The 23,675-nt window shown below is 40.2% G+C and carries 21 protein-coding genes; all 21 read right to left on the bottom strand.

What is annotated here, in order from left to right; genetic code table 11:
- Positions 1 to 15: 15 nt before the first annotated feature.
- Positions 16 to 2,121 (bottom strand): chemotaxis protein CheA, encoded by a 2,106-nt coding sequence (locus F580_RS0107205; protein WP_019027036.1) that lies wholly within the window; start codon positions 2,119 to 2,121, stop codon positions 16 to 18.
- 13 nt (positions 2,122 to 2,134) lie between these two features.
- Positions 2,135 to 2,878 (bottom strand): protein phosphatase CheZ, encoded by a 744-nt coding sequence (locus F580_RS0107200; protein ID WP_019027035.1) that lies wholly within the window; start codon positions 2,876 to 2,878, stop codon positions 2,135 to 2,137.
- 72 nt (positions 2,879 to 2,950) lie between these two features.
- Positions 2,951 to 3,334, bottom strand: a complete 384-nt coding sequence (gene cheY / locus F580_RS0107195; protein WP_026301303.1) for a chemotaxis response regulator CheY — start codon at positions 3,332 to 3,334, stop codon at positions 2,951 to 2,953.
- A gap of 99 nt (positions 3,335 to 3,433) precedes the next feature.
- A complete protein-coding gene (locus F580_RS0107190) occupies positions 3,434 to 4,153 on the bottom strand; it encodes an RNA polymerase sigma factor FliA (RefSeq protein ID WP_019027033.1) in 720 nt (239 codons plus the stop codon).
- A gap of 40 nt (positions 4,154 to 4,193) precedes the next feature.
- The gene (locus F580_RS0107185; protein ID WP_019027032.1) at positions 4,194 to 5,036 is read right to left on the bottom strand and encodes a MinD/ParA family protein; all 843 of its coding nucleotides are present in this window, start codon (positions 5,034 to 5,036) and stop codon (positions 4,194 to 4,196) included.
- A gap of 46 nt (positions 5,037 to 5,082) precedes the next feature.
- Positions 5,083 to 6,618: a flagellar biosynthesis GTPase FlhF gene (gene flhF / locus F580_RS0107180; RefSeq protein ID WP_019027031.1), complete on the bottom strand. Its 1,536-nt coding sequence runs from the start codon at positions 6,616 to 6,618 to the stop codon at positions 5,083 to 5,085.
- 59 nt (positions 6,619 to 6,677) lie between these two features.
- Positions 6,678 to 8,780: a flagellar biosynthesis protein FlhA gene (gene flhA, locus F580_RS0107175; protein WP_019027030.1), complete on the bottom strand. Its 2,103-nt coding sequence runs from the start codon at positions 8,778 to 8,780 to the stop codon at positions 6,678 to 6,680.
- A gap of 227 nt (positions 8,781 to 9,007) precedes the next feature.
- On the bottom strand, positions 9,008 to 10,138 hold the full coding sequence (flhB, locus tag F580_RS0107170) for a flagellar biosynthesis protein FlhB (protein WP_019027029.1): 1,131 nt from the start codon (positions 10,136 to 10,138) through the stop codon (positions 9,008 to 9,010).
- Positions 10,139 to 10,921: a flagellar biosynthetic protein FliR gene (gene fliR, locus F580_RS0107165; RefSeq protein ID WP_019027028.1), complete on the bottom strand. Its 783-nt coding sequence runs from the start codon at positions 10,919 to 10,921 to the stop codon at positions 10,139 to 10,141. It lies immediately after the preceding gene.
- A 72-nt stretch (positions 10,922 to 10,993) separates the two neighbouring features.
- Positions 10,994 to 11,263, bottom strand: a complete 270-nt coding sequence (fliQ, locus tag F580_RS0107160) for a flagellar biosynthesis protein FliQ (protein WP_019027027.1) — start codon at positions 11,261 to 11,263, stop codon at positions 10,994 to 10,996.
- 92 nt (positions 11,264 to 11,355) lie between these two features.
- Positions 11,356 to 12,114, bottom strand: a complete 759-nt coding sequence (gene fliP / locus F580_RS0107155; RefSeq protein WP_019027026.1) for a flagellar type III secretion system pore protein FliP — start codon at positions 12,112 to 12,114, stop codon at positions 11,356 to 11,358.
- A 96-nt stretch (positions 12,115 to 12,210) separates the two neighbouring features.
- On the bottom strand, positions 12,211 to 12,765 hold the full coding sequence (gene fliO / locus F580_RS25455; protein ID WP_157443028.1) for a flagellar biosynthetic protein FliO: 555 nt from the start codon (positions 12,763 to 12,765) through the stop codon (positions 12,211 to 12,213).
- Between the two features lie 46 nt (positions 12,766 to 12,811).
- On the bottom strand, positions 12,812 to 13,213 hold the full coding sequence (gene fliN, locus F580_RS0107145; protein WP_019027024.1) for a flagellar motor switch protein FliN: 402 nt from the start codon (positions 13,211 to 13,213) through the stop codon (positions 12,812 to 12,814).
- Positions 13,214 to 13,263: 50 nt separating this feature from the next.
- The gene (fliM, locus tag F580_RS0107140) at positions 13,264 to 14,328 is read right to left on the bottom strand and encodes a flagellar motor switch protein FliM (protein WP_019027023.1); all 1,065 of its coding nucleotides are present in this window, start codon (positions 14,326 to 14,328) and stop codon (positions 13,264 to 13,266) included.
- A gap of 145 nt (positions 14,329 to 14,473) precedes the next feature.
- The gene (gene fliL, locus F580_RS0107135) at positions 14,474 to 15,028 is read right to left on the bottom strand and encodes a flagellar basal body-associated protein FliL (RefSeq protein ID WP_019027022.1); all 555 of its coding nucleotides are present in this window, start codon (positions 15,026 to 15,028) and stop codon (positions 14,474 to 14,476) included.
- A 139-nt stretch (positions 15,029 to 15,167) separates the two neighbouring features.
- Positions 15,168 to 17,405 (bottom strand): flagellar hook-length control protein FliK, encoded by a 2,238-nt coding sequence (locus F580_RS0107130; protein WP_026301300.1) that lies wholly within the window; start codon positions 17,403 to 17,405, stop codon positions 15,168 to 15,170.
- Between the two features lie 188 nt (positions 17,406 to 17,593).
- A complete protein-coding gene (gene fliJ / locus F580_RS0107125; protein ID WP_019027020.1) occupies positions 17,594 to 18,037 on the bottom strand; it encodes a flagellar export protein FliJ in 444 nt (147 codons plus the stop codon).
- Between the two features lie 47 nt (positions 18,038 to 18,084).
- Complete coding sequence (gene fliI, locus F580_RS0107120; protein WP_019027019.1) at positions 18,085 to 19,446, bottom strand: flagellar protein export ATPase FliI; 1,362 nt, start codon at positions 19,444 to 19,446, stop codon at positions 18,085 to 18,087.
- Between the two features lie 158 nt (positions 19,447 to 19,604).
- Complete coding sequence (gene fliH, locus F580_RS0107115) at positions 19,605 to 20,408, bottom strand: flagellar assembly protein FliH (protein ID WP_019027018.1); 804 nt, start codon at positions 20,406 to 20,408, stop codon at positions 19,605 to 19,607.
- Positions 20,409 to 20,838: 430 nt separating this feature from the next.
- The gene (fliG, locus tag F580_RS0107110) at positions 20,839 to 21,897 is read right to left on the bottom strand and encodes a flagellar motor switch protein FliG (RefSeq protein ID WP_019027017.1); all 1,059 of its coding nucleotides are present in this window, start codon (positions 21,895 to 21,897) and stop codon (positions 20,839 to 20,841) included.
- Entirely contained in the window at positions 21,890 to 23,608 is a 1,719-nt protein-coding gene (fliF, locus tag F580_RS0107105; protein ID WP_026301299.1) for a flagellar basal-body MS-ring/collar protein FliF, read from the bottom strand. The genes fliG and fliF overlap by 8 nt, the downstream gene beginning before the upstream one ends.
- Positions 23,609 to 23,675: the final 67 nt, after the last annotated feature.

Here is a 23,675-nt window from a genome sequence, read left to right as displayed (position 1 = left end):
GCTTGGTTTAAAACACTAATTACGTAATTTTTTATTAACCGGTAATTTTTTTGCGTAGAATTTTAACAGGTTACCAATATCTAAAATGAGTGCGATACCACCATCACTGGTAATAGTAGCTCCTGCCATTCCTGGTGTACCATGTAATAACCGGTCTAGTGGCTTGATGACTACCTCTTCTTGGCCAATTAAGCTATCAACGACAAAGCCAATCTGTTGATTACCCAGTTGTACGATGACAACATGACCGGTATCGCGAGGTTTCTCGACAAAATTACGTACCAACCACCGATCTAGATAAAATAATGGTATTGCTTTTTCTCGAACAATGATGGTTAATTGTCCATCGACACTATTGGTGTTTGATAAATTAAGATGAAAAATTTCATTTACTGAAGCTAATGGCAAGGCAAATGTTTGTTTCCCGACAATGACCATTAGCGTTGGCAGTATTGCTAACGTTAACGGCACTTTAATTTCAAGTACGGTGCCAACGCCAAGTTCAGAATCGATATTTACCGTACCATTAAGCTGAGTGATCTTAGTTTTAACCACATCCATACCAACACCGCGACCTGATACTTCTGATATCTCAGTTTTAGTGGAAAAACCTGGAGCAAAGATAAGGCTAAATGCTTCTTTATCGGTCATTCTAGCTGCTGATTCAGTATCAAGCACACCACGTTCAATAGCGATGTTCTTTAATTTTTCAGCATCCATTCCTGCACCATCATCTTTAATGGTTAATAAAATATGATCGCCCTCTTGTGAGGCTGAAAGTAATACTGTGCCCTCTCTTGGCTTGCCCATAGCTTCTCGTACATCAGGCGCTTCTATACCATGATCTACTGAGTTTCTAACTAAATGCACCAGTGGATCGGCAAGGGCTTCTACTAAGTTTTTATCTAAATCAGTCTCTTCGCCCTCTAAAATCAACGAAATCTCTTTATTCATACTACGCGCTAAGTCGCGGACAACTCGAGGAAATCTACCAAACACTTTTTTAATAGGCTGCATGCGAGTTTTCATCACCGCACCTTGAAGATCTGTCGTTACCGCATCAAGATTAGTAACGGCTTTATTTAAATCTTCATCATCTGAGAGTAAACCCAAACTTGTTAACCGATTTCTAACTAGCACCAACTCACCAACCATATTCATGATTTGATCAAGTCGCTTAGTATCAACCCGAACTGTTGTCTCTCCTTGAGCAACAGGTGTCGCGGAAGCTTTCTTAGTCTTAGCTTTTGGAGTTACAGCAGTCGATTTTTTAGCCGTCGTTTGTTGAGTAACCGCTTTAGTTGCCACGGTACTAACTGATGGTTTTTTTGCTGTTACTTTAGGCGGGGTATCTACTGCTTTAGGGGCGTTACCTTTACCGTGAAGTTCATCTAATAGTTTTTCAAACTCTATGTCATCAATATCATTACCAGTACTATTTAATACACTGCTTGTTGTATCACCTACATCAGCAGAAAAAGCACCTTGACCATGTAATTCATCTAATAACGATTCAAATTCATCATCTGAAATTTCATCACTCGAACCTGTAGGCATTGGGGATGAGGGCTTAGCGGGTTTATTCTCTGTAGGAGTTGGCGTTGAAGTGACACTACCAGAGCCGTGTAATTCGTCCAGTAAGCGTTCAAATTCATCTTCACTCATCTCATCTGATGAGCTATCAATAACGCCTGTGTCAACCGCACTTGCATCTATAGGTGCACTTGCGATTTCTGGCTTACTTAACCTTTCAAGCTCAGCTAATAGATTGGCATCCGCAGGTACGAGGGGTTCATTGTTTTTTACTAATACAAACATATCGTTGACTGTATCTAAAGCGGCTAAAATGGTGTCCATTAACTCGGCGTTAACAGAGAGTTTTCCGGTGCGTAATAAGTCGAATATATTCTCTGCGCCATGACAGACATCAACTAAGTCACCCAAACTTAGAAAGCCGGCACCACCTTTCACTGTATGAAAACCACGGAAAATAGAATTCAATAAATCAGCATTATCTACATCATTTTCGAGCTCAACTAATTCTTCTGAGAGCGACTCTAAGATTTCACCCGCTTCAACTAAAAAGTCCTGTAAAATTTCTTCATCTGCTTCAAAAGACATGCAGTAACTCCCATTAAAATCCTAAACTTGATAAAAGATCATCAACTTCATCTTGATCTTCTACTACATCATCTCTATTTATTTTATTTACAATTGGCCCTTCAACAAGATTATCACCTAGTTTTGGGGCCGATTTTCCTTGTATAGCTTCTGAAGATAGACCAAAAGCCGTCAGCATATTTATTAAGCTTTCTTCAACTTCTATCACTAATTCAATTACTTTCCTGATTACTTGGCCAGTAAGATCTTGGAAATCTTGTGCCATTAATACGTCAGTCATTAAACTATGGATATGCTGTGTTTCTTTACCAGTATTTTTTAACAAAGTATCTATATCAAGGCAAAGTACTTTAAATTCCTTTACGTCTAAATTGTTGTTCATCAACTTAGTCCATGAAGGGTTCACTGTAGCCACTTGTTCAGCAATTGTACCAACAACGGGGAATATAGCCTCAACCGCATCCATGGTTTTATTAGCCGCTTCTTCTGTCCTGGTAATAACATAATTCAGGCGCTCTTTGGCATCCGGAATTTCTGCCGTTGCAAGATCCGTCAATCTAGAGTCTAGTTGGAAATTTGTCAATGAATCATGAAGTTGGCGTGTTAATTTACCAATTTCAGCAAAAAGCTCTGAGTTGATTGGGTTTTGAATCTCAGCAATAACGGCATCGGCCGCATCTTGTTGACCCGATTCTAAAAGTTCAACCAAAGATTTTGCTTGCTCTAATGAGACCCGCCCTATCATAGCTATACTCATGCAAAGTCCTTAATACAATATTGATTAACACCCAATTTTAGCGAGTATTTATTACTCGCTAAAATCCGCACATTAAGCTAAGCGTTCAAAAATCTTATCTAACTTATTTTTTAATGTCGCGGCAGTAAAAGGTTTAACAATATAGCCATTAACACCCGCTTGTGCTGCCATTACAATTTGTTCTTTTTTAGCTTCGGCGGTAATAAGTAATACCGGTATATGTGATAAACTCGCATCTGCACGAATAGCTTTGAGTAAATCTATTCCCTGCATACCTGGCATGTTCCAATCCGTTACTACAAAATCAAAATCACCACCTTGAAGCATAGGTAAAGCGGTACTACCATCATCTGCTTCTTGAATATTGGTAAACCCTAAATCTCGTAACAAATTCTTCACTATACGTCTCATGGTTGAAAAATCATCAACAACAAGCACTTTCATATTTTTATCCAAGGCACCCTCCGGCGAAACATTCAAAAGTTAATTAGTTATTTTTATCTAACAAGTTATTTATTCATTTTAGCGCAGTTAGCTAGCCTTTATCCAGTCTAGTTAACTTTGCCAAGATTGCATGCGCGCTTTGAGTCGATGCATTGCTTGGCTATGTATTTGGCTCACCCGTGACTCACTTACATCAATCACTTGGCCAATTTCTCGTAAATTTAACTCTTCATCGTAATATAAGGACAATACTAAAGCCTCTCTTTCGGGTAAAGCACTAATACATTGAGTTAAACCTTTTTTAAATGCACTGTGTTCAATACTTTGATATGGATCATCTCCTAGGTAGTCATCTACGAGTTTAATCGCGTCTTCATTAACCCCTAAATCATCAATACCTAGGATTTTACCCGTACTGACTTCACTTAATATATGATGGTAGTCATTTAATGAAATATCAAGTTTTTCAGCGACTTCAATATCCGTTACATCCCGGCCAAATTGCGCCTCAAGTTCTTTAATTGCTTGGCTTACCATTCTACTATTTTTATGCACTGAGCGAGGCGTCCAATCGCCTCGACGTATTTCGTCTAACATAGCTCCACGGATTCTAATCCCGGCAAAAGTTTCGAAACTAGCACCTTTATTATTATCGAAGTTATTAGCGGCTTCAAATAAACCAATCATACCCGATTGGATCAAATCATCGACTAAAACACTCGCGGGTAGCCTTGCTAACAAATGATAAGCAATCCGCTTTACTAAAACTGTGTGCTGCACAAGTAAAGCTGTTTTATCAATTTGTTTATTGTAGCTATTTTCTTTTACCACGTATTATCGCTCTTAGTGAAGATAAACCTAAACTTAGTTATTAATTAGCTAATAACTGCTCAATGAAGAACTCTAGGTGCCCTGAAGCCTGTTTAGGAACGGGCCATTGACTAACTTTATGAGCTAAATCAATATAAGCCAACGAAGCTGGGGATTGCGGATAAGCCTCCACGATAACCTTCTGTTTACGAACAGATTTTCTAACGTTTTCATCAAAGGGGATGACAGCAACCAACTCTATTGCCACATCAAGAAATCTATCGGTTACTTTGGTTAATTTTGCAAAAAGTTGATGTCCTTCTTTAGAACTACGAACCATATTAGCAACGACTTTGAATTTGAATACACCGTGATCACGGCTGAGTAACTTCATTAGAGCATAGCAATCGGTAATTGACGTTGGTTCATCACAAACCACTAACATGACATCCTGCGCAGCCCGCGTAAAACTTAACACCATATCTGAAATGCCTGCTGCAGTATCAACGATCAATACATCAAACTGCGTTTGCATCTCACTAAAAGCTCGAATAAGCCCAGCATGTTCAGATGGAGTTAAGTCCACCATCGACTGTGCTCCTGACGTCGCAGGAATAATCTTAATACCTGCAGGGCCTTCGATAATAATATCATCGAGTTCGCATTCACCCGACAACACATGCGATAAATTACGTTTTACTCTTAAACCTAACATCACATCTACATTGGCAAGGCCTAAATCGGCATCAAGTACCAATACTCTTTTACCTAGCTGTCCTAGGGCAATAGCAGTATTAAGGGAAGTATTGGTTTTTCCAACACCTCCTTTGCCGCCTGAAACTGCTATCACTTTGACTTGCTGTCGGTCTTGCATCTTTCTTAAGCCACTCGCTTGATCTATCATTTAATTATTACTTCTAAGTATATCTATTTTAGCTATTGTTAAAGTCTTATCCGGTTGCAGCAGGCGCAACTGGCATTGGCCGTAATACGCTGACATTATTATTTCTTGATTTAGTCGCCATCTTATCTGCCAGATTAACTAGTTTCTCAGCATTTGCAACTTTAATGTCCTCAGGAACTCTTTGCCCGTCAGTAAGATAACCTATTGGTAAACCATTTTGTATCGAAGTTGTAATTATTTCACCAATACTGATACTTTCATCAAGTTTAGTATAGATACAACCCGATAATGGTACTTTTTTAAAGCGATCTACGTTTTCTTGCATAACCCCTTGTTGAGTATTTGCCGCTAACACCAAATAATTACGAATTCGAACCCGAGCGTTTGACACTAATGCGGTCAATTGTTCAGCAAGACGCAAATCACGTTGCCCCATACCAGCAGTATCAATTAAAATTAATTTCTTCTTAGCGTATTGTTGTAATAAAGCGTCTAACTCTTGACTATCTTTAGCAAGGCTCACCTGGCAACCAATTATCTTGCCGTAGGTTGCTAATTGCTCAAAACCTGCAATACGGAAAGTATCAGTAGAAATAAGTGCAACTTGGTCACTACCATGTACTTGAGAAAAGCCGGCAGCAAGTTTTGCTATGGTTGTGGTTTTACCTACTCCGGTTGGACCAACTAAAGCAACGACACCACCCCGATTAATAATATCATTTTGGGTGGTATTAATTTGTTGGGCTATGAGTTGTTTGGCTTGTTCCCATGCTTGTTTTTCATGGGACTGTTCGGGAACATAACCAGCGATTTGATCGGCAATTTGTTCATTTAAACCTAAAGCTAGTAAACGATTTACTAACACGGCTCGTTGAGGGTCTTTTTGCGCCATATCCTGCCACATTAAACCTGAAACTTGATGTTCAAGTAAAGACCGAATAGAGGCCATTTCTTGTTGCATTTTAGCTAAATCTTGTGAAGGTACGTGAACATCATGATTCACCTCTTCCGCAAAAGGGCTCGCAGCTATATTTGCCGATGTATGAGTGGTGATATCGTCATCATCACTTTCAACGGTAGCTGAATTAGTTAATGGCTGCTGTCTAGGCGATGAGTTATCAACAGTAGGGTGATTGAGCCGATCGGTAAAGCTCTTGAGTTGCTGCTCGATAGATCCCGTATTGACCTCATCAGAAATTTGCGCATCTGCTTGCCCAACTGATTTTTGCACTTTTCGATTAAGCAGTGCAGATAAACTATCCGAGGGTGTATGTGTGCTTATTTTTTCATTAACGTCAACTGAAGAAAGCTGATTTTGTCTTACCACTTGCTGACCTAAACGAACGACATCATTACTGACCTCTCTTGGCTTTAATGGGTTTAGCTCTTCGTTGCTTTCTTGTCTGGTCTTGTCAATAAATTTTGCCGGTGGCACGGCTTGGTTGTAATCAACCGCAGCCATTAATTCCACCCCTTCTGGAATTTTTTTGTTGGACATAATAACCGCATCAACGCCAAGTTCGTCTTTTATCTGTGCTAATGCAGTACGCATATCTTTGGCAACAAAACGTCTAATTTTCATATCCAGCCTCTATTTTCACTCTAAATTACAACAAGACACCACATGCTTATAACTACAATTTATTGCCCAATAGCACTAACAATTTTAATTTGTTTATCATCCGGTATTTCTTGATAAGAAATAACACGTAAACTCGGAATAGAATATTTAACAAACTTAGCTAATACGTGACGTAAAATACCTGAGGTTAATAATATTGGTGTATCCCCAGCCATTTCTTGCTTATTGGCGCCTTCAGTTAATGATTTTTGTAAGCGCTCCGCTAACCCCGGTTCAATACCAGCACCATCATCTCCAGCCATTTGCATTGACTGATGCAACATCTGTTCCAGTTCGGGAGCCAAAGTTATGACGGGGACTTCTTTTGCAGCACCAACAAGATCTTGAATTATAAATTTCCTTATGCTTATTCGCACGGCAGCGGTCAGTACTTCAGCATCTTGGCTTTTCGGCCCATATTCCACCAATGTTTGCACGATAGAGCGCATATCACGTACCGCGACACCTTCGTTCATTAAGCTTTGTAGCACTTTTACCACGGTTCCTAAAGACAACGTATCTGGAATGAAGCCCTCGACTAATTTAGGATAGCTTTTAGCAAGTAAATCTAATAAATTTTGTACTTCTTCATGCCCTAATAGCTGTGCAGCATTATTAGTTAAAATTTGGCTTAAGTGAGTCGCTAACACGGTGGAGGAGTCAACCACGGTATAACCTAAAGTTTGCGCCTGATCTCGTTGGTTCTGATTAATCCAAGTAGCATCAAGACCAAACGCAGGGTCTTTAGTGGCTACGCCTTCAAGGGTGCCAAAAACTTGTCCAGGGTTTATGGCGAGCTCTTGATCATGACGAATTTGCGCAGTACCGACAACAACACCCATTAAAGATATTTGATAACTATTTGGATCTAAATCCAAATTATCGCGAATATGAACCGGTGGAACTAAAAAACCAAACTCCTGTGACAGCTTCTTACGCACACCTTTAATTCTACTAAGTAGCTCGCCGCCTTGCGCTTTATCTACCAATGGAATTAAACGATAGCCAATTTCTAGACCAATAATGTCAACATGATTAACGTCATCCCAACCAAGTTCTTTTACCTCTTCTTCTTGTTGTTGATGTTGTACTTGCTCTTCTTGAGCTGTTTTTTCTTGTTCAATGGCTATGTTTACTTTTTTTCTTGCGCCCATAAAGGCCGTTGCCGCAATAACAAGAGAACATGATATAAACACCAAATGTGGCATGCCTGGGATAACCCCCATAACAAACATCACACCCGCGGCTATATAAAGCGATTTTTCTTGGCCTAATTGACTACTAACTTGCTCACCCATGTCTTGAGCAGTATTTTGACGGGTAACAACAATAGCCGTACCGACGGATAATAATAAACCGGGTATTTGGGCAACAAGACCGTCACCAATAGTAAGTAGGGTATAAATTTCAACTGCACTATTGAATGTTAAGTCATGCTGCACCATACCAATGATTAAGCCGCCAACAATATTAATAAATAAAATAAGAATACCAGCGATGGCATCGCCTTTAACAAATTTACTCGCACCATCCATAGAGCCATAAAAATCAGCTTCATTGGTGACTTCGGTACGGCGTTCTTTCGCTTGCTCTTGGTTAATAAAACCGGCATTTAAATCTGCATCAATGGCCATTTGCTTGCCCGGCATTGCATCTAAGGTAAAACGCGCCGTGACTTCGGCAATTCGCCCGGCACCTTTAGTGACAACGACAAAATTAATGATGATTAGAATAAGAAAAACCACTAAACCTACAGCATAGTTGCCACCAATAACTACAGTTCCAAAAGCCTCAATGACCTTACCTGCTGCCTGAGGTCCTTCATGCCCTTCTAACAGTACTATCCGTGTACTAGCGACATTCAGGGCTAATCGCAAGATAGTTGCCACTAATAAAACCGCAGGGAAAGAACCAAAATCAAGAGGTTTTAGGGTATAGATGGTAATGAGTAAGACAACGAGGGAAAGCGCGATATTAAAAGTAAACAAAATATCCAATAACCAAGTTGGCATAGGCAAAATAATCATACCTAGCGCAGCCATCACCAATAAAGGTGTACCTAAACCGGAGAGGTGGCGTAACTTGGATTTATCGAACTGATTAAAATAAGCGACTAATTGCATTACTACTTCATGATGTTTTTTTGACAGTAACTATGAATTAGCAATTCTTATACCAATATAAGCACTTACCCTATTTAAAAAGCGCTGTAGAGTACTCTGACTATCAATTGGGATTTTTAGTGCTGAGTATTTGGTTATTTAGATCAAACGCTTAAGTGGTTTATTTCAGACATACGAGCGAGTGATTGATGTTATTACCTACGAAATCCCCTTCAAACAAGACGGTACTAATATCTAAACTCATCTGGAATAGGTAACTCTTTGGCAACAGGGATGGGTTTTTTAGCGTTACCTTTTTTATGTTCATTAAGCTGAAAAATAAAGGCTAACACTTGCGCGACAGCAGCAAATAATTCTTCAGGTATATCGTCTCCGACTTCAGCGGTATAATAAAGTGAACGCGCTAAAGCCGGTGACTGAATTATTTCTATGTGATGTTCTTTAGCGATAGTACGGATGTGCAGTGCCATTTCATCCACCCCTTTCGCAGATAAAACCGGAGCACCACCCAACACGGAATCATATTTTAAGGCGATAGAAAAGTGGCTGGGGTTAGTTATCACCACATCAGAGTTTGGAACATCCGCCATCATACGCCGCTGCGACATTTCATATTGTGTGCGTCTGATACGCCCCTTTATCTCGGGGCTACCCTCAGTACTTTTATGCTCATCTTTAATTTCTTGCTTAGTCATTTTTAACTGTCGGTTATGATTCCAAACTTGATACGGCGCATCAATAATGACAATAAGCCCTATAGATAAGGCTAGCACCAAAAACATCCACAAGAGCATTGTGGTAGCATGCTCAAAATTAGCAGGTACTGTTTCTCGGCTTAATCCTAAAATTTCCTCAAACAAGCCGGTTAACAATAAAAAAGCCACAATAAAAACCACGAAAAACTTCAATATAGACTTGACCAACTCAACCGCGGCTTGTACGCCGAACATCCGTTTAAAACCTGCTGCGGGGGATAGTTTACTTGCTTTTGGCATCGTCGCTTCCCATGAAAAACTCATGCCCCCCAGTAAAGTATTGCCAACAAAAGCCGCCAACATTATAATGAAAAATATCCATAAAAGTGGTGCTACAACTTGAGAAACACCATCATTTATCACTTTGAAAAGGGCATTGATATCCATCGCTTCTGCGCGGCTTAAAGAAAATAGCTGGCTCATCATGGCTGCCATTGATGTCGCTAACGACTTGCCCATTAATAACATCGCACAAGCGCTGCCGACTAAGACAAAGAAGGTGCCTAAATCTTTCGAACGTGCGATTTGACCTTTTTTACGGGCATCAGTAAGCTTTTTCGCCGTCGGCTCTTCAGTTTTTTCACCGCTATCAGAATCAGCCATTTAGGCCACCTTACAATCAATAAGGTAGCAGCTGAAATCGAGTGCGCGTTGCCACTGCAGCTCAAAATGGGTAAAGAAATTACCAAAGGTTAACCACATAATAATTAAACCGGCCATCATGGTGATAGGAAAACCAATGGCAAAAATATTTAGCTGAGGCGCAGCCCTTGTCATAATACCAAAAGAAAAATTTATCAATAACATCGCAGTTACCGGAGCTAATGCAAGAGATAACGCGGTGGTAAACATCCAGCTACCCCATTCAGCAATTTCTCGGTATTTAATACTCGATAAGTGTTCGGTGGGAATAGGCAGCGTTTCAAAACTGGCGACGACAAACTGCAAATAAGCTAAATGTCCATCCATCACCCAAAATAGTAGTGATGATAAAATCAGAAAGAATTGTCCAACAGCGGGTACATTCATACCACTGGCGGGATCAACTAACGAAGCGAACCCCAGACCTGATTGCATAGCAATAATTTGTCCGGCCAAGGTAAACGTATTAACGACCATAATGGTAACAAAACCAAGCATGACCCCGATAATCATCTGCTGCCCTAACAATATCGCGGTATTAAGAGACATTAAATCAATCACGGTAACAGGCGGGATCGCAGGCATAATAGCAAAGGTAATGGTGATGGATAAAAACAGCTTCACTCGCCCTGGAATAGTTCTAGCACTAAAGCCTATCATGGTCATCACCAAAGCCGATACTCGACTAAATGGCAACATAAAATCCGCTATAAATTGATTAATAACGGTCTCGGTAAATTCCATTACCTTATACCGATAGCGAGTATATTAACCGCCATGACTAAATAGAGACCAAAAGTCATTTAAAACTAACCATTAGATAATAACACTAGGGATGCTACTAATGAGCCGGATAGTATAGTCCATCAATTTTTGAACTAACCAATGGCCACCTAAAATAAGCGCGAGTAAAGTGACGATTAACCGGGGTAAAAAACTTAAGGTTTGCTCATTTATGGAGGTAGCCGCTTGAAAAACAGCAACCATTAAGCCCACAGCAAGGCTCGGCAAAATAATAGCGCAGACTAATATGATAACGAGTAATAAAGCATCACCTAGCATATCTATATAGATTTCAGGTCCCATAAAACACTCTCTTTTGCCCTATTTATTTAAATACTTTATTTTCAAACAGAAAATAAAAAAAACATGGGTTGCGGAACAAATTAGCACTTTTATTAACTGCCCATACCATAACTGGTAGCAATTGTACCAATCACTAAATTCCAGCCATCGACCAACACAAACAACATCAACTTAAAAGGTAGCGAAACAATCATCGGCGATAGCATCATCATGCCCATGGCCATCAAAATACTAGCAACAACTAAATCAATAATTAAAAAAGGAATAAATAATATAAATCCAATTTGAAAAGCCGTTTTTAGTTCGCTGATGATAAAAGCAGGAATAATGACCGTCATCGGTAAATCTGTCGGCTTATCTACCGCTTCAATACCAGCCATACCCGCTAAAGTATCGAGGTCTTTAATACGAGTTTGCTCTAACATAAATGCGCGCAATGGTACTATGCCAATTTCAATGGCCTCACTCGAGGTTAACTGCTCTGAAATATAGGGCTGAATAGCGCTCTTATCGATTTGATTATAGACTGGCGTCATAATAAACAAGGTCATAAAGAGTGTCAGGCCGATAATAACTTGGTTAGACGGGGTTTGTTGTAGACCAAAGGCTTGTCGTAAAATAGCCAATACCACAACAATACGGGTAAATGAGGTCATCATTATGACAGCGGCAGGAATAAAACTTAGTGCGGTCATAAAAATTAATATTTGTAAATTTACTGAGTATTCCTGCGAGCCATCAGGGTTAGTAGTCAGGGTTAATGCTGTTAATGATAAATCTTTGGCACAGGCGCCAAAACTCGCACCGAGTAAAATTAACGCTAATAAGATGAATAACGAAATTCTTTTCATGATCCCCTGAACTTCCCATGTGTATAGGCCATTTTTATAAGCCTTATGTAAATAATTATGCTGACAGTTAACTCAAGTGATTTAAAATAAAAACCACTACGATTTTTTTGCCGACAGAAAAGATAATATGTTTTTTGGTAACTCTGACGTATTCATACTTTGACTACTTAATGGCTCTGATAGTTTTTCCAATAAGGTGATTTTCTGTGTCGTTACGCCTAGTAATAATTGCTGTTCACCCACTTGTACCACCATTATCCGCTCTTTAGCACCTAATGATAAACTAGTCACCACTTTAAGTTGACTAATACTTTTCTGGGCAAAATTAAACCGTTTGAGTAGCAAGGCACAGATGATGATTAGGGCTAAAACCATTAATAAAGAAAGCAGCATACTGCCTGCATTCATGTTAGCCATCACATGTTTACCCACCTCTGGCGTATTAGTCGAGCTACTCTCACCGGTTATGGTTTGAGGGTTTAAATCGTCCTTGATAGCGTTATTTTTGCTGACCGTTTCCTCAATCACGATGACGCTTTCTTGTATAGCGTCCGTGGCAAGACTGACAGATGCTCCCTCTTGCGCTAGCGCCATTGAAGACAGAAAAAAACAACTCATGGCTAGAAAGATGGGTATAATTTTTATTATCATAACTTAGGTTTTTTCGCTTGTGCTCAAGGGATATTGAATAGCTAAGCTACTTTAATTTTTTAATACGTTCAACTTGGCTGACTACATCAGTTAAACGAATGCCGAATTTGTCATTAACTACCACAACTTCTCCATGGGCAATTAAGGTACCATTAACTAAAACATCAAGAGACTCACCGGCGACTCGGTCTAACTCAACCACTGAACCTTGGTTTAACTGCAGTAAATTTCGAATACTAATATTACTACGGCCGACTTCCATCGAAATAGTGACGGGAATATCTAATATAGCATCCAGTTTGCGTTTTTCATCCCCGGTAATGGGGCTTTCATCTGCAGTTAACTCTTCAAGTTCAACAGTTTCAGCACTGCCGGCAGACTTGGCTTCTGCTTGCTCGTCTAGCGCCTCATCCCACATACTTAAATCTTCATCTTTATCTTTACTCATACCACTGGCCTCAATTTATAATTTTGTTCAAATAGGTAAACTAATATGCTTTATAAGTCATCTTCTAGCAGGTGAAGATCAGCATCATTATCTAAGCGTTTGCCACCTTTAGTTAAAATAGTTAACTCTGACTTAACTGATTCTGGTCGTTTAATTTTCGATTCTATTTTCAAAGCTATATTATCGCGACTGCGCCCTAACTTAGCTCTAAATGTTGGTAAATCTTCAATGAGCACGGTAACGTGCTCAGGCATTTCAATGGGAATAATATCACCGGCCTGTAACTCCATCACTTGACTTAAAGGGATAACAACCTCAATAAACTTAGTGTTAATGGTTACGGGAACGTCCATAATTTCATCACGTAACGCTTTTGACCAACGCATATCCGTGTCTTCTTTATCACTTTGTACACCGGCGTCCAACAGCTCACGAATAGGCTCAAGCATGGAGTAAGGCAAAGCAATATGGAAGTCGCCACCGCCACCATCTAATTCTATATGGAAAGAGCTGATAACCACTACTTCGGTGGGGCTAACAATATTAGCCATTGAAGGATTAACTTCAGAGTCCAAATATTCAAAAGAAACATCCATCACCGGTGACCATGCTTCTTTATAATCCTCAAAAATCAGCTTTAACAACATTTGAATGATGCGGCGCTCAGTCGGGGTGAATTCACGACCTTCAATTTTTGCATGATATCGACCATCGCCGCCAAAAAAATTATCAACTAGGATAAAAACTAGGCGAGCTTCCATAGTGATTAATGCGGTGCCTTTTAACGGGCGAAAACGCACCATATTCAAGCTGGTAGGTACAAATAGAGTATGTATGTACTCACCGAACTTAATCATCTGAATGCCATTAATAGACACTTCAGCAGTACGGCGCATCATATTAAATAGGCTGATACGCATATGACGAGCAAAACGTTCGTTGACCATTTCCAACGTTGGCATACGGCCACGGACAATACGATCTTGCGAAGAGAAGTCATATTCAGAGGTGCCGTCTCGGGATTGAACGACATCCTCAACTTCGTCTTCGTCTTCAACATCATCAACACCATGTAAAAGCGCATCAATCTCGTCTTGGGATAATAAATCACTCACTCGATAGTCTCTTCTTTTTTATCTATTTAATTAGAACTTTTGTTAGAACTTTTGTTAGAACTTTTGTTAGAACTTTAGTGAGATATTTAAATCTCTAATTAACCGTTACAGTAAATCTTCTCTTATGACCAAAAAACCCAACTCGCTATTGCATAACAAAACCAGTGAAAAGTACTTTCTCAACGGTTTTATTACCTTCTACTTCTGTCATGATTTTTTGTACCGCCGCTAGTGATTTCTGTTTCAAAGAGGTTTTTCCGGCACTGGTGGCCAAATCGTCAGCATTAGCTCGTGAGAATACCCCTAATAAAGTACTTTCTATTAAAGGTATATGCATTTTGGCATTTTCTTCATTATCGCTACCACGAACCAGTAATTGCACACGTATTTCAACAAAACGATCACGAGCAGCACCAGGTACATTGAAACGAAAGGGTCTAGGCATTGGCACATATAAAGCACTTCCGACTTGAGCGCCTGAGTCAGCTTCTACCACGTGTGCTTCACCTGAGCCACTATCTAAGGCGGCATCAAGTTCCGCTTGACTAGCACCACTGCCACCCATAAAGAATAAATATGCTCCAACGCCACCGCCGAGTAATACGACCACGGCAATGATAATAATTATAATTTTTTTCTTTTTACCTGAGTTATCTAGCTCTAACTCATCTTCCTTACCATTTTCTTTTTCGTCTGCCATGGGAATCCTTTAAATTTAACACAAATAATAATCAAAATAATGGTGACTAATGAATGACATAGTCTTTATTGGTAATATAATATCCTTGAAAAGTCTTTGAGCCAATATGTTTTCATTAACTTAACGTCATTTTAGCTAATTAAGCATAATAATCTACGCCTGTGGCAGAAGAGTCGAACACGGTAGCCGAGAAGACTTGCTCCCCACTCTGCTCATCTTTACCTTGACTCGTTACTAATGCGCTGCTGTTAGCGCCTTGTTTTAGTTCACTTTCATCATGTTTTTGTTGTTGGTTTTGCTGCTCAACACTCGCCCCGCCAACATCTACGCCTTGTTCCGCAAGCATATCTCTTAATTTATGCATATTTTGCTCTAATACTTCTTTGGCTTGTTGATTTTGGACAACAAAACTAACAGTCGCTTGATCGCCTTGTAAGTTAACGCGCACCTGCATATTACCAAACTCAGGCGGGTCTAAAGTGATATCAAAGCGTTGAAGCTTTTGATTGATGCTAATCATCACTTTATCTTTAACCGCATCGGCAAAGTCTTTTCTATAGATGGCAATGCTTTCTTGCTGAAGCTGGACATTATTTTTTTGTATTTGTGCCATATCGCTAGCAACACTATGATTGATCACCTCAGTAGCTTGATGTTCATTGTAGGCATCATTAGTTTGTTTAACTTGCGTTGATTGCATGGTTTGTATCTGTAACTCAGAGAGTGATCGCGCAGCAACATTATCATTAAGCTTACTGGTGGCTTTTATGTTCTGATCTGATGATTTCCCCTCGGCTAAGAGCATTGCATCAACGTACTCATCACTACTCGGTACCATAACGTCTACTTCACCACTTGATGATTGACTATTTTGCGCGGCCAGTGCTGGTGGCAATAGTTGCGATTCACTTATGGTTTTCCCTGACGGCTTTATTTGAGTAACGGTGGCTTGCTCTTTGATGATATTTTCATTTATTGATGTCACGGTAGGGCTTAGCTCGGTGTTTAGCTGAGCTTTGCTCACCTGATCAAAGTTGGTCTTATCTAGATTGATATTTTCTAGGTATGCCTTCTGTGAGCTCAAGTTAGCAAACTGCGCAGCAAGCTTATTGTCTGGCAATACCGTTGTATGATCATTTCTACTCGAGTTATTATTTTTACTCGTTGGTGTCTCTATCGCTATTTTAGCGCGAGTGTCGGTTAACTTTTCAGTTGGCTCACTAACCTCAACGGCCAATTGCTCTTTGACTGTTGCCAATGACCGAACTGATTGCTTTACATTATTTTCATTAACTGATTGCTTTACATTATTTTCATTAACTGCTTGCTTTACGTTATTTTCATTAACTGCTTGCTTTACGTTATTTTCATTAACTGCTTTAGATTCTTCATCAAGTGGCTGCTTAGCTAATAGCGTTTTATCTTCAATGACCGGTCTATTTTTCCCTACCGACTCAGCGGGTAATTGAGAAATACTCAAATCTTTTTGCTCACTGAGCGTGCTTTTATTAACTAACGCAACGCTAGCAGTCAAATCGGTTATTTGATTGTTTTTCAGCTGCTCATTTGCTAGTTGAGTATTCAATAACGGCTCACTGGTGATACTCTGGCTTTTAATTACCTCTTTTTTTGCTTGCAACGGTTGTTCGTCCCCCTTTAGTACTTGCTCGCTAAACTGTTGCGATAAGGCAGGCACTTTTAACTCTGTCCTAGCGAGTAACGTCCCTGTTGAAAAGTCTTTGAGCTGCGGTTCAACCTTGAGTACTTCAGTGTTTTCTTCACTTGAGGTGCTATTTTCATTAACCGCTGTCACTTTTTGATGTGAAAGGTCACTTTTGACTTCGTTATAGGTAACAGGCTTTATTTGTTGGTTATTCACTTGCTCAGCCCGCGTTGATTGCCCTGTTAGGCTAGATTTTTCTTCGGAAAAGGTTAAGGTTTTATCACTATTATAAAGTAAAGCAATAAACTGCTCAGACTCATCTAATGCCTTGGTATTATTTGAATTATTTGAATTACTTGCATTTTCTTTACTTGCGTCACTGGCTTTGATCAAGTCGTTATCGGCAGATAAAAACTCACCACTTTCTTGAAGCGGATAGTCACTTTTTTGGCTACCACTAACTTCAGCATTGTCATGCTTTTCGTTTTTGGTCATGGTATGACTATTTCTTGCCGTATTTTCTGTTACCGTGTCTGCAGCTTGTTGTTGGGACTCTTTGTCCGTTGTCGCTATAACTTCATCACTGGCGTATTGGTCAACTAAGCTAGAAAAATTATTAGCTTTATTTCTTGCCTCGGCTGGTGACGATGGTTCTTTGGGCTTTAAATCAGCCTCTTGCGACAAAAAGCTAGGTAATACATTTACTGGTTGCATAGTTATCCCAATCATTTAAATTAGCTAAAATCATAAATAGACACCGAGAAATATTGATATATTTTTGTCTGAGTATCTTTCGTTAAGCTATATTTAGCGCTTTTCTTGCTATTTATTAACGCTCAATAAAGTATACACAGCAATAATCATTCCAATTAACAAGTCCCCCCGCTCTTTGACCTAAATACCTAGCGCGCTTGTCGACGAAGATATTGTTGAGTCGCTATTTCATCAAACATCTTTTGCTCAACCCTGTCTGCTGCTATGGCCATTTTTTGTAAGCGCTTATCTCGTAATAGCTCTACCGCTTTTACTTTTTGCCTTTGCTTTAGCCAAATACTTTTACTTTGTTCTACTAATGCTTTCGCTTGTCGCATCGCGATTTCAACTTGTTTTGAAGCGCCATCAAGCTTGGCAATAAAGGCATGATAATGACTGTAAGTAGAACTATCAATGCCGACCTCTGCTCGTTGAGTTAATCGCTTCATATATTCTAAGCGGTAATCTGCCACGCCTTGTAAGCGACTAATATTTTGTTGATATTCATTTTCAGCAATTTTTAATTGAGTGGCACAGCGCTGCTCGTTGTCTTTTTCATATTTTAGTAGGGTATCAAGTTGCTTTGTTGCCATATGAGTTCTCGTTAGGACATGCGGTGCATTTAAATAGGTTTAAACCACTAGCCTTGTACTTGCTGCTGGTTATTCGCGTGAGCGGCGGCAATTATTTCTTTTAACTGAGAGATACTTTGCTCATAAGGGATCACTTCATTAATTTTTTGCTGTAAAAAAAAGTTAATGACCGGCAATACATTGATTGCCTGATCAATACGAGGATCATTACCTTTGGTATATGCGCCAATGGCAATAAGATCTTTGTTTTGTTGATACAGTGAGTACATTTGTTTTAACTGCTTGGCCAATTCTTGATGTTCTTCACTCGTTATCATCGGCATAACTCTTGAGATAGAGCCTTCAATATTAACCGCGGGGTAATGTCCTGCATCAGCTAACTCTCGAGATAACACCACATGACCATCTAAAATAGCGCGCGCAGCATCAGCAATAGGATCCTGTAAATCATCGCCTTCCGTTAATACCGTATAGAATGCGGTAATTGAACCTTGCCCTTCCCCCCCATTACCGGCACGTTCAACTAATTGCGGTAATTTAGAAAAAACCGATGGCGGGTAACCTTTGGTAGCAGGTGGCTCACCCACGGCTAGGGCAATCTCACGCTGTGCTTGTGCATAACGTGTTAACGAGTCAAGTAAAAGCAAAACATCTAATCCTTGATCACGAAAATATTCGCTAATTTGTACCGCTGTCTCACAGCCTTTAAGGCGCATTAATGGTGAGTTATCTGCAGGCGCTGCAACAACAACGGCGCGCTTACGCCCTTCGTCACCTAAAATTTCTTCAATAAATTCTTTGACCTCTCGGCCACGCTCGCCCACTAAGCCAACAACGATTACATCAGCGCTTGTACCGCGAGTCATCATGCCCATCAGTACACTTTTACCCACACCAGAGCCTGCAAAAAGCCCCATACGTTGACCTTTGCCGACACTAATAAAACTATTAATAGAGCGAACGCCAACATCGAGTACTTCAGTAATAGCTCGTCGTGACAAGGGGTTAATCGGTTTACTATCATGGTGATAATCATCATCAGATTTTATAGGCCCTTTGCCATCAATGGGCTTACCAACGCCATTTATTACCCGGCCAAGTAACTCCATCGATAAAGGTATTTTAGCTTTACTGGAAATGGGTAGTACCCGTGCGCCTGGCATAACACCACGTAAGCTTTCTTCCGGCATTAAATAGGTAATATCTTGAGCAAAGCCAACAATTTCAGCGAGTAAATCACCATGGGCAGTCTCAACGAGGCATTGGCTACCGACAGGTGCTTTTACGCCAACGGCTTCAAGCGTTAAACCTACAACGCGAACTAAGCGACCAGCAACAGGCGCTTTAAAATCATGTATGAATGCTTGGCTTTTTTGTAAGCGCTCAGTTAAGCGTATGCTGTCTACCATCGAATTTGTAACCCTTAAGATAAAAATATCAGCCTAAAAATAATGAATTAACCCACTCGAATCTAGCAAGTTAATCATCTCTACCTAATCGTTTCGCAGTTAATCATTGCTAAGTTAACTGTTTCGAAATCATTGCTCTGGGAATTAGTATCCTGAGATTAATTTTTTTGATGTAGCGCATCTAGCATGAAAGGCTCTAGCACTTGTTTTAATCGTGTTTTCATTTGCAGGTCAATATTAGAAGTACTGTTTTCTATTTGACAACTTCCTTGGGTTAACTGGGGTGCAGGCACTAAACGCCAACCTTGGTTAGTGATGTGCTCCGCGCCAAACATTTCTTCCACCAATTGAATATCACTTGGGTGTAAACATATTTGTGTTTGTGTTTCACTACTTGGTAAATTTTTCATACCGGTTGCAATAGCCGTCATTAAAATGTCAGGGTTGGTTTTAGCTTCATGTAAAACAACGGCTTCAGTGAGCTGTAAAACTAAATTAAGTAATTGCTCTTCAACATTTTTTTCAACACTTGCTAATGGCTTATGCAATTGTTCAATTAATACTTGCCAGTGTTTTGCTTGTTGCTCAATTTGATCTTTGCCCTGGGCTAACCCTTGTTCAGTACCTTCTTCAATACCTTGCTGCTTTCCTTCTTCTAGCCCTTTATCTTTACCTTCTTGGTAACCTTGTGAGTAGCCGTCTTCTTTACCTTGATTAAAGCCCTCTTCACTGGCGGCTAATCGAATGTCTTCTATTTCTTGGGCCGTTAGTGGTTGCGGCTCGGCAATTTCACTTTCAGGTGGTTCATAAACCCAATGACTTTTTTGACCGAAGGCATTGGTTTTATTTTGATCTTGTACGTTAGCTTGTCCTTGCACATTAGGTAAACCCCAAACCTCAGGCTTAACTTCCTGTGAGGCAACTTGTGCGGCTTTTATAATACGAATGGGTGATTTTGACATTGCAGTACCTTCTTACTTTTATGCTGTTTGATATTATACCAATTCCAATAACTTTCTTCTCACTCAGCGAGAGTTAAAAGTCTTAGAGGCAAGGCATTGATTGCAGGTAATGGTTATTCAGGAGAATATTCTCAGGATAATATGCTCTGGATAATATGCTCTGGATAATATGCTCCTGCATTATCTAATAAGGTACTTCCTGTACCGTCTGCATTCTCAAATTTCTGCATCTATGCAGCATCCTTATCAAAAGAAATAACGCAGCATGAAAGCCTTTAGCTTTTATTAGGTACAGGCCCTTGCGGAGCTTTCCAGTGATTGGATAACCGTACAAAATTTCTTTCATATAGAGTGACTATAGGCAAAAAATTATATTTGTTCTCAAAATGCTAGCAAGCTCTGAGTGGCAACTAACTTAATCAACTTGGTATTATAAGAACTCATCGCCACCGCCACCGCCGCCAAGCATAATTTCGCCTGCGTCAGATAAACGTCGAGCAACTGACAGAATTTCTTTTTGCGCCGCTTCCACTTCACTTATGCGTACCGGACCCATAGCTTCCAAATCATCGGCCATCATTTCCGCAGCACGTTTAGACATATTACTCATTATCTTATCTTTTAACGCTTCATCGGTACCTTTAATCGCTTTCATTAAGGCTTCTTGCTGTACTTCACGTAAGATAGCCTGCATACCGCGGTCATCAACATCCGCCAAGTTTTCAAAGACAAACATTAAGTCCTGAATTTGCTGGCTCATTTCTTCATCGTTATCACGGATTGAGTCCATCAACATCCCTTCAACATTAGTATCTAGGTAGTTCATGATATCGGCTGCCACTTTTAGACCGCCCATTTTCGCGGCTTGTGCTCCCGCTTGACCAGCAAACTGTTTCTCCATAATCTCATTTAATTCTTGCAAGGCTGCCGGCTGAACTTCTTCTAAATTAGCAATACGCATCATTAAGTCTAAACGAACTTTATCAGTGAATTGACTCATGATCTCAGCTGACTGCTCGGGTTCCAAATAGGATAAAACAATGGTTTGAATTTGAGGATGTTCATTACGAATGATATTGGCTACTTGTTTAGAGTCCATCCATTTCAATGAATCTAAGCCTTTAGCACCGCCACCCATGACAATTTGATCAATTAAATTACCGGCCTTATCTTCACCCAATGCTGCGGTTAACGCTTTACGAACAAACTCTTCACTTTGGAAACCAATCGTTGAGAAGTTCTGTATCTCATGAATAAAAAGTTTATGCACCGCGGTAATTTTTTCTTGGGTAAAATCTTCCATTGCCGCCATCACAGTACCCACCTGCTGTACTTGCTTTGGTTCAAGGTGTTTTAAAATTTGCGCCGCATCTTCCTCGGACAAACTAAGTAATAATATTGCCGCTTTTTCAGCGCCTTCTAATTTTTCTACATCAAACCCTGGTGAGGGTGCGGCTAACTCGCCGATTTCTTGTGTTTCATCACTCATCTTCGTTCAACCAACTTTTGACTACTTGCGACGATAATTCCGGTTCATTGGCAACTAGTGCACGAACCGCTTTTAAAATATCTTCATCTCGATGAAGATCCGGTAACTGTAAACTCCCATCTGCGGCAAAACCAACTGCGCCCGCATCAAACTCTGAGGTCAGCATATCCATAGTCTCATCGCCTAAATCTATGTGACTATCTAGTGACTTATCACCATAATCGTCTGGTGTTTGGTCTGGGTAGATTAAGCGTTTCAACATAGGTCGAACTACCGCTAAGATTAAGACGATAATAACTAAAGCCCCTAAGACTAATTTCAGTACTTTTAGAAACCAAGGCTGTTGCCACATAGGTATTTCGGCCACTACGCCAAAGTCGGGACGATTAAATGGAATAGTCACCACTTCCAAAACACCACCACGTTGTAAATCAAAGCCAATACTACCTTGTAGTAGCCGGCGAATACTAGCGACCTCAGCAGCAGAACGGGGTGCTATTACAGGGTTAGGTGTATCCACAGCTCCTTCAGTTGGAGGGGGCATCGCACCAGTAACATAATCAAGTGCGACAGAAACACTGACACGCCTGATAATACCTGTTTGCTTTTTAGTGTAGCTAATCGCTTCATCTAGCTCATAGTTTTTAGTCCATTCTGAGTGCTTACGACTGGGCATACTTTTCTTTTGTCCACCAACCGCATTTTCAGGGATAACTGACTCAATGGGGGGTTGGTTAGTCAACGCCCCGGGGATCCCCCCGAGTAAGCCACCTATATTACTGGTTTCAACGCTCATTTCACTACGCAATGCGGGTAAATCAGCATTATAACGACGCTGGGTCTCTTCTACATTAGTGAAATCCATTGTAACATCAACTTGGGCGGTATAATTACCCAGACCCACAACAGGGATAAGAATACTATCAATTTTCGCCAAGTACTCTTGCTCACGCTTTTGTTCAATTTCAAATTCTTTACGGGCTCGCGAAGAAATAGAATCTTGTGAGCCTGAGTTAAGTAGGCGACCATTTTGATCGGTAACCGTAACACGATTTGGGCTCAACCCTTGTACCGCTGAAGCAATGATATCGACAACAGCATCAACTTCTTCAGCGGATAAAATTTTGCCGCGACGCATGGTTAATACCGCAGTAGCGGATGGATTTTTTTCACGGCGAGCAAAAACATTTTCACGTGGAATAGCGAGCAATATATGTGCGCGGCTGATACTTTTAAGTTGCTCTACCGTTCTAGAAATTCGTTGCTCACGACCATATTTTAACCTTTCCCGCTCTAGCCTTTGACTAACACCAAAGCCCATGTCCTGCATTAATATATCTTCACCATGTGAAGACTCATCAGTTAAACCTTCGCGGGCAAGTAATAACTTGATATTTTGATATTCATCGGTAGGTACTGAGATGGTGTTGTTTTCTTGACGATAGTCCACTTGATTGGCATCAAGAAAGTCCATAGTGGTGATTAGCTGTTTGGTGGGTAATTTCGATAAAAACCGATACTCCGGCTCGTTTGCTAACATAATAACAAACACTGCAATAGCCAAACAAATGGCTAACGCCACCACTATGGTGATTTGTCTTAAAATATCGACATTACCTAATGAGGCAGAGAAGCCTGATTTTTGCTCTTCCATACCCGCACTATCAGCATCACTAGCAATCATATCACCACCGCCATCAGCTGCTACCATTGCGTTTGTATCTGCCACTTCACTTCTCCGTTGTACTGTTTTTTACGATAAAATTTATTAAATAACT

The sequence above is a fragment of the Colwellia piezophila ATCC BAA-637 genome, assembly GCF_000378625.1.
Classification (GTDB): domain Bacteria; phylum Pseudomonadota; class Gammaproteobacteria; order Enterobacterales; family Alteromonadaceae; genus Colwellia; species Colwellia piezophila.
This window is presented reverse-complemented; position numbering and strand designations above follow the sequence as displayed.

Excerpts from the sequence above, each read along its gene's own strand:
- flhF (WP_019027031.1), bottom strand. The coding sequence starts at position 6,618 with ATGAAAATTAGACGTTTTGTTGCCAAAGATATGCGTACTGCATTAGCA.
- fliG (WP_019027017.1), bottom strand. The coding sequence starts at position 21,897 with ATGAGTGATGAAACACAAGAAATCGGCGAGTTAGCCGCACCCTCACCA.
- flhB (WP_019027029.1), bottom strand. The coding sequence starts at position 10,138 with ATGGCTGATTCTGATAGCGGTGAAAAAACTGAAGAGCCGACGGCGAAA.
- F580_RS0107130 (WP_026301300.1), bottom strand. The coding sequence starts at position 17,405 with ATGCAACCAGTAAATGTATTACCTAGCTTTTTGTCGCAAGAGGCTGAT.
- fliJ (WP_019027020.1), bottom strand. The coding sequence starts at position 18,037 with ATGGCAACAAAGCAACTTGATACCCTACTAAAATATGAAAAAGACAAC.
- fliH (WP_019027018.1), bottom strand. The coding sequence starts at position 20,408 with ATGTCAAAATCACCCATTCGTATTATAAAAGCCGCACAAGTTGCCTCA.
- fliL (WP_019027022.1), bottom strand. The coding sequence starts at position 15,028 with ATGGCAGACGAAAAAGAAAATGGTAAGGAAGATGAGTTAGAGCTAGAT.
- fliI (WP_019027019.1), bottom strand. The coding sequence starts at position 19,446 with ATGGTAGACAGCATACGCTTAACTGAGCGCTTACAAAAAAGCCAAGCA.
- fliQ (WP_019027027.1), bottom strand. The coding sequence starts at position 11,263 with ATGGGACCTGAAATCTATATAGATATGCTAGGTGATGCTTTATTACTC.
- fliN (WP_019027024.1), bottom strand. The coding sequence starts at position 13,213 with ATGAGTAAAGATAAAGATGAAGATTTAAGTATGTGGGATGAGGCGCTA.
- F580_RS0107205 (WP_019027036.1), bottom strand. The coding sequence starts at position 2,121 with ATGTCTTTTGAAGCAGATGAAGAAATTTTACAGGACTTTTTAGTTGAA.
- flhA (WP_019027030.1), bottom strand. The coding sequence starts at position 8,780 with ATGCAATTAGTCGCTTATTTTAATCAGTTCGATAAATCCAAGTTACGC.
- F580_RS0107185 (WP_019027032.1), bottom strand. The coding sequence starts at position 5,036 with ATGATAGATCAAGCGAGTGGCTTAAGAAAGATGCAAGACCGACAGCAA.
- fliF (WP_026301299.1), bottom strand. The coding sequence starts at position 23,608 with ATGGTAGCAGCTGATGGCGGTGGTGATATGATTGCTAGTGATGCTGAT.
- fliR (WP_019027028.1), bottom strand. The coding sequence starts at position 10,921 with ATGGAATTTACCGAGACCGTTATTAATCAATTTATAGCGGATTTTATG.
- fliP (WP_019027026.1), bottom strand. The coding sequence starts at position 12,114 with ATGAAAAGAATTTCGTTATTCATCTTATTAGCGTTAATTTTACTCGGT.
- fliO (WP_157443028.1), bottom strand. The coding sequence starts at position 12,765 with ATGATAATAAAAATTATACCCATCTTTCTAGCCATGAGTTGTTTTTTT.
- F580_RS0107200 (WP_019027035.1), bottom strand. The coding sequence starts at position 2,878 with ATGAGTATAGCTATGATAGGGCGGGTCTCATTAGAGCAAGCAAAATCT.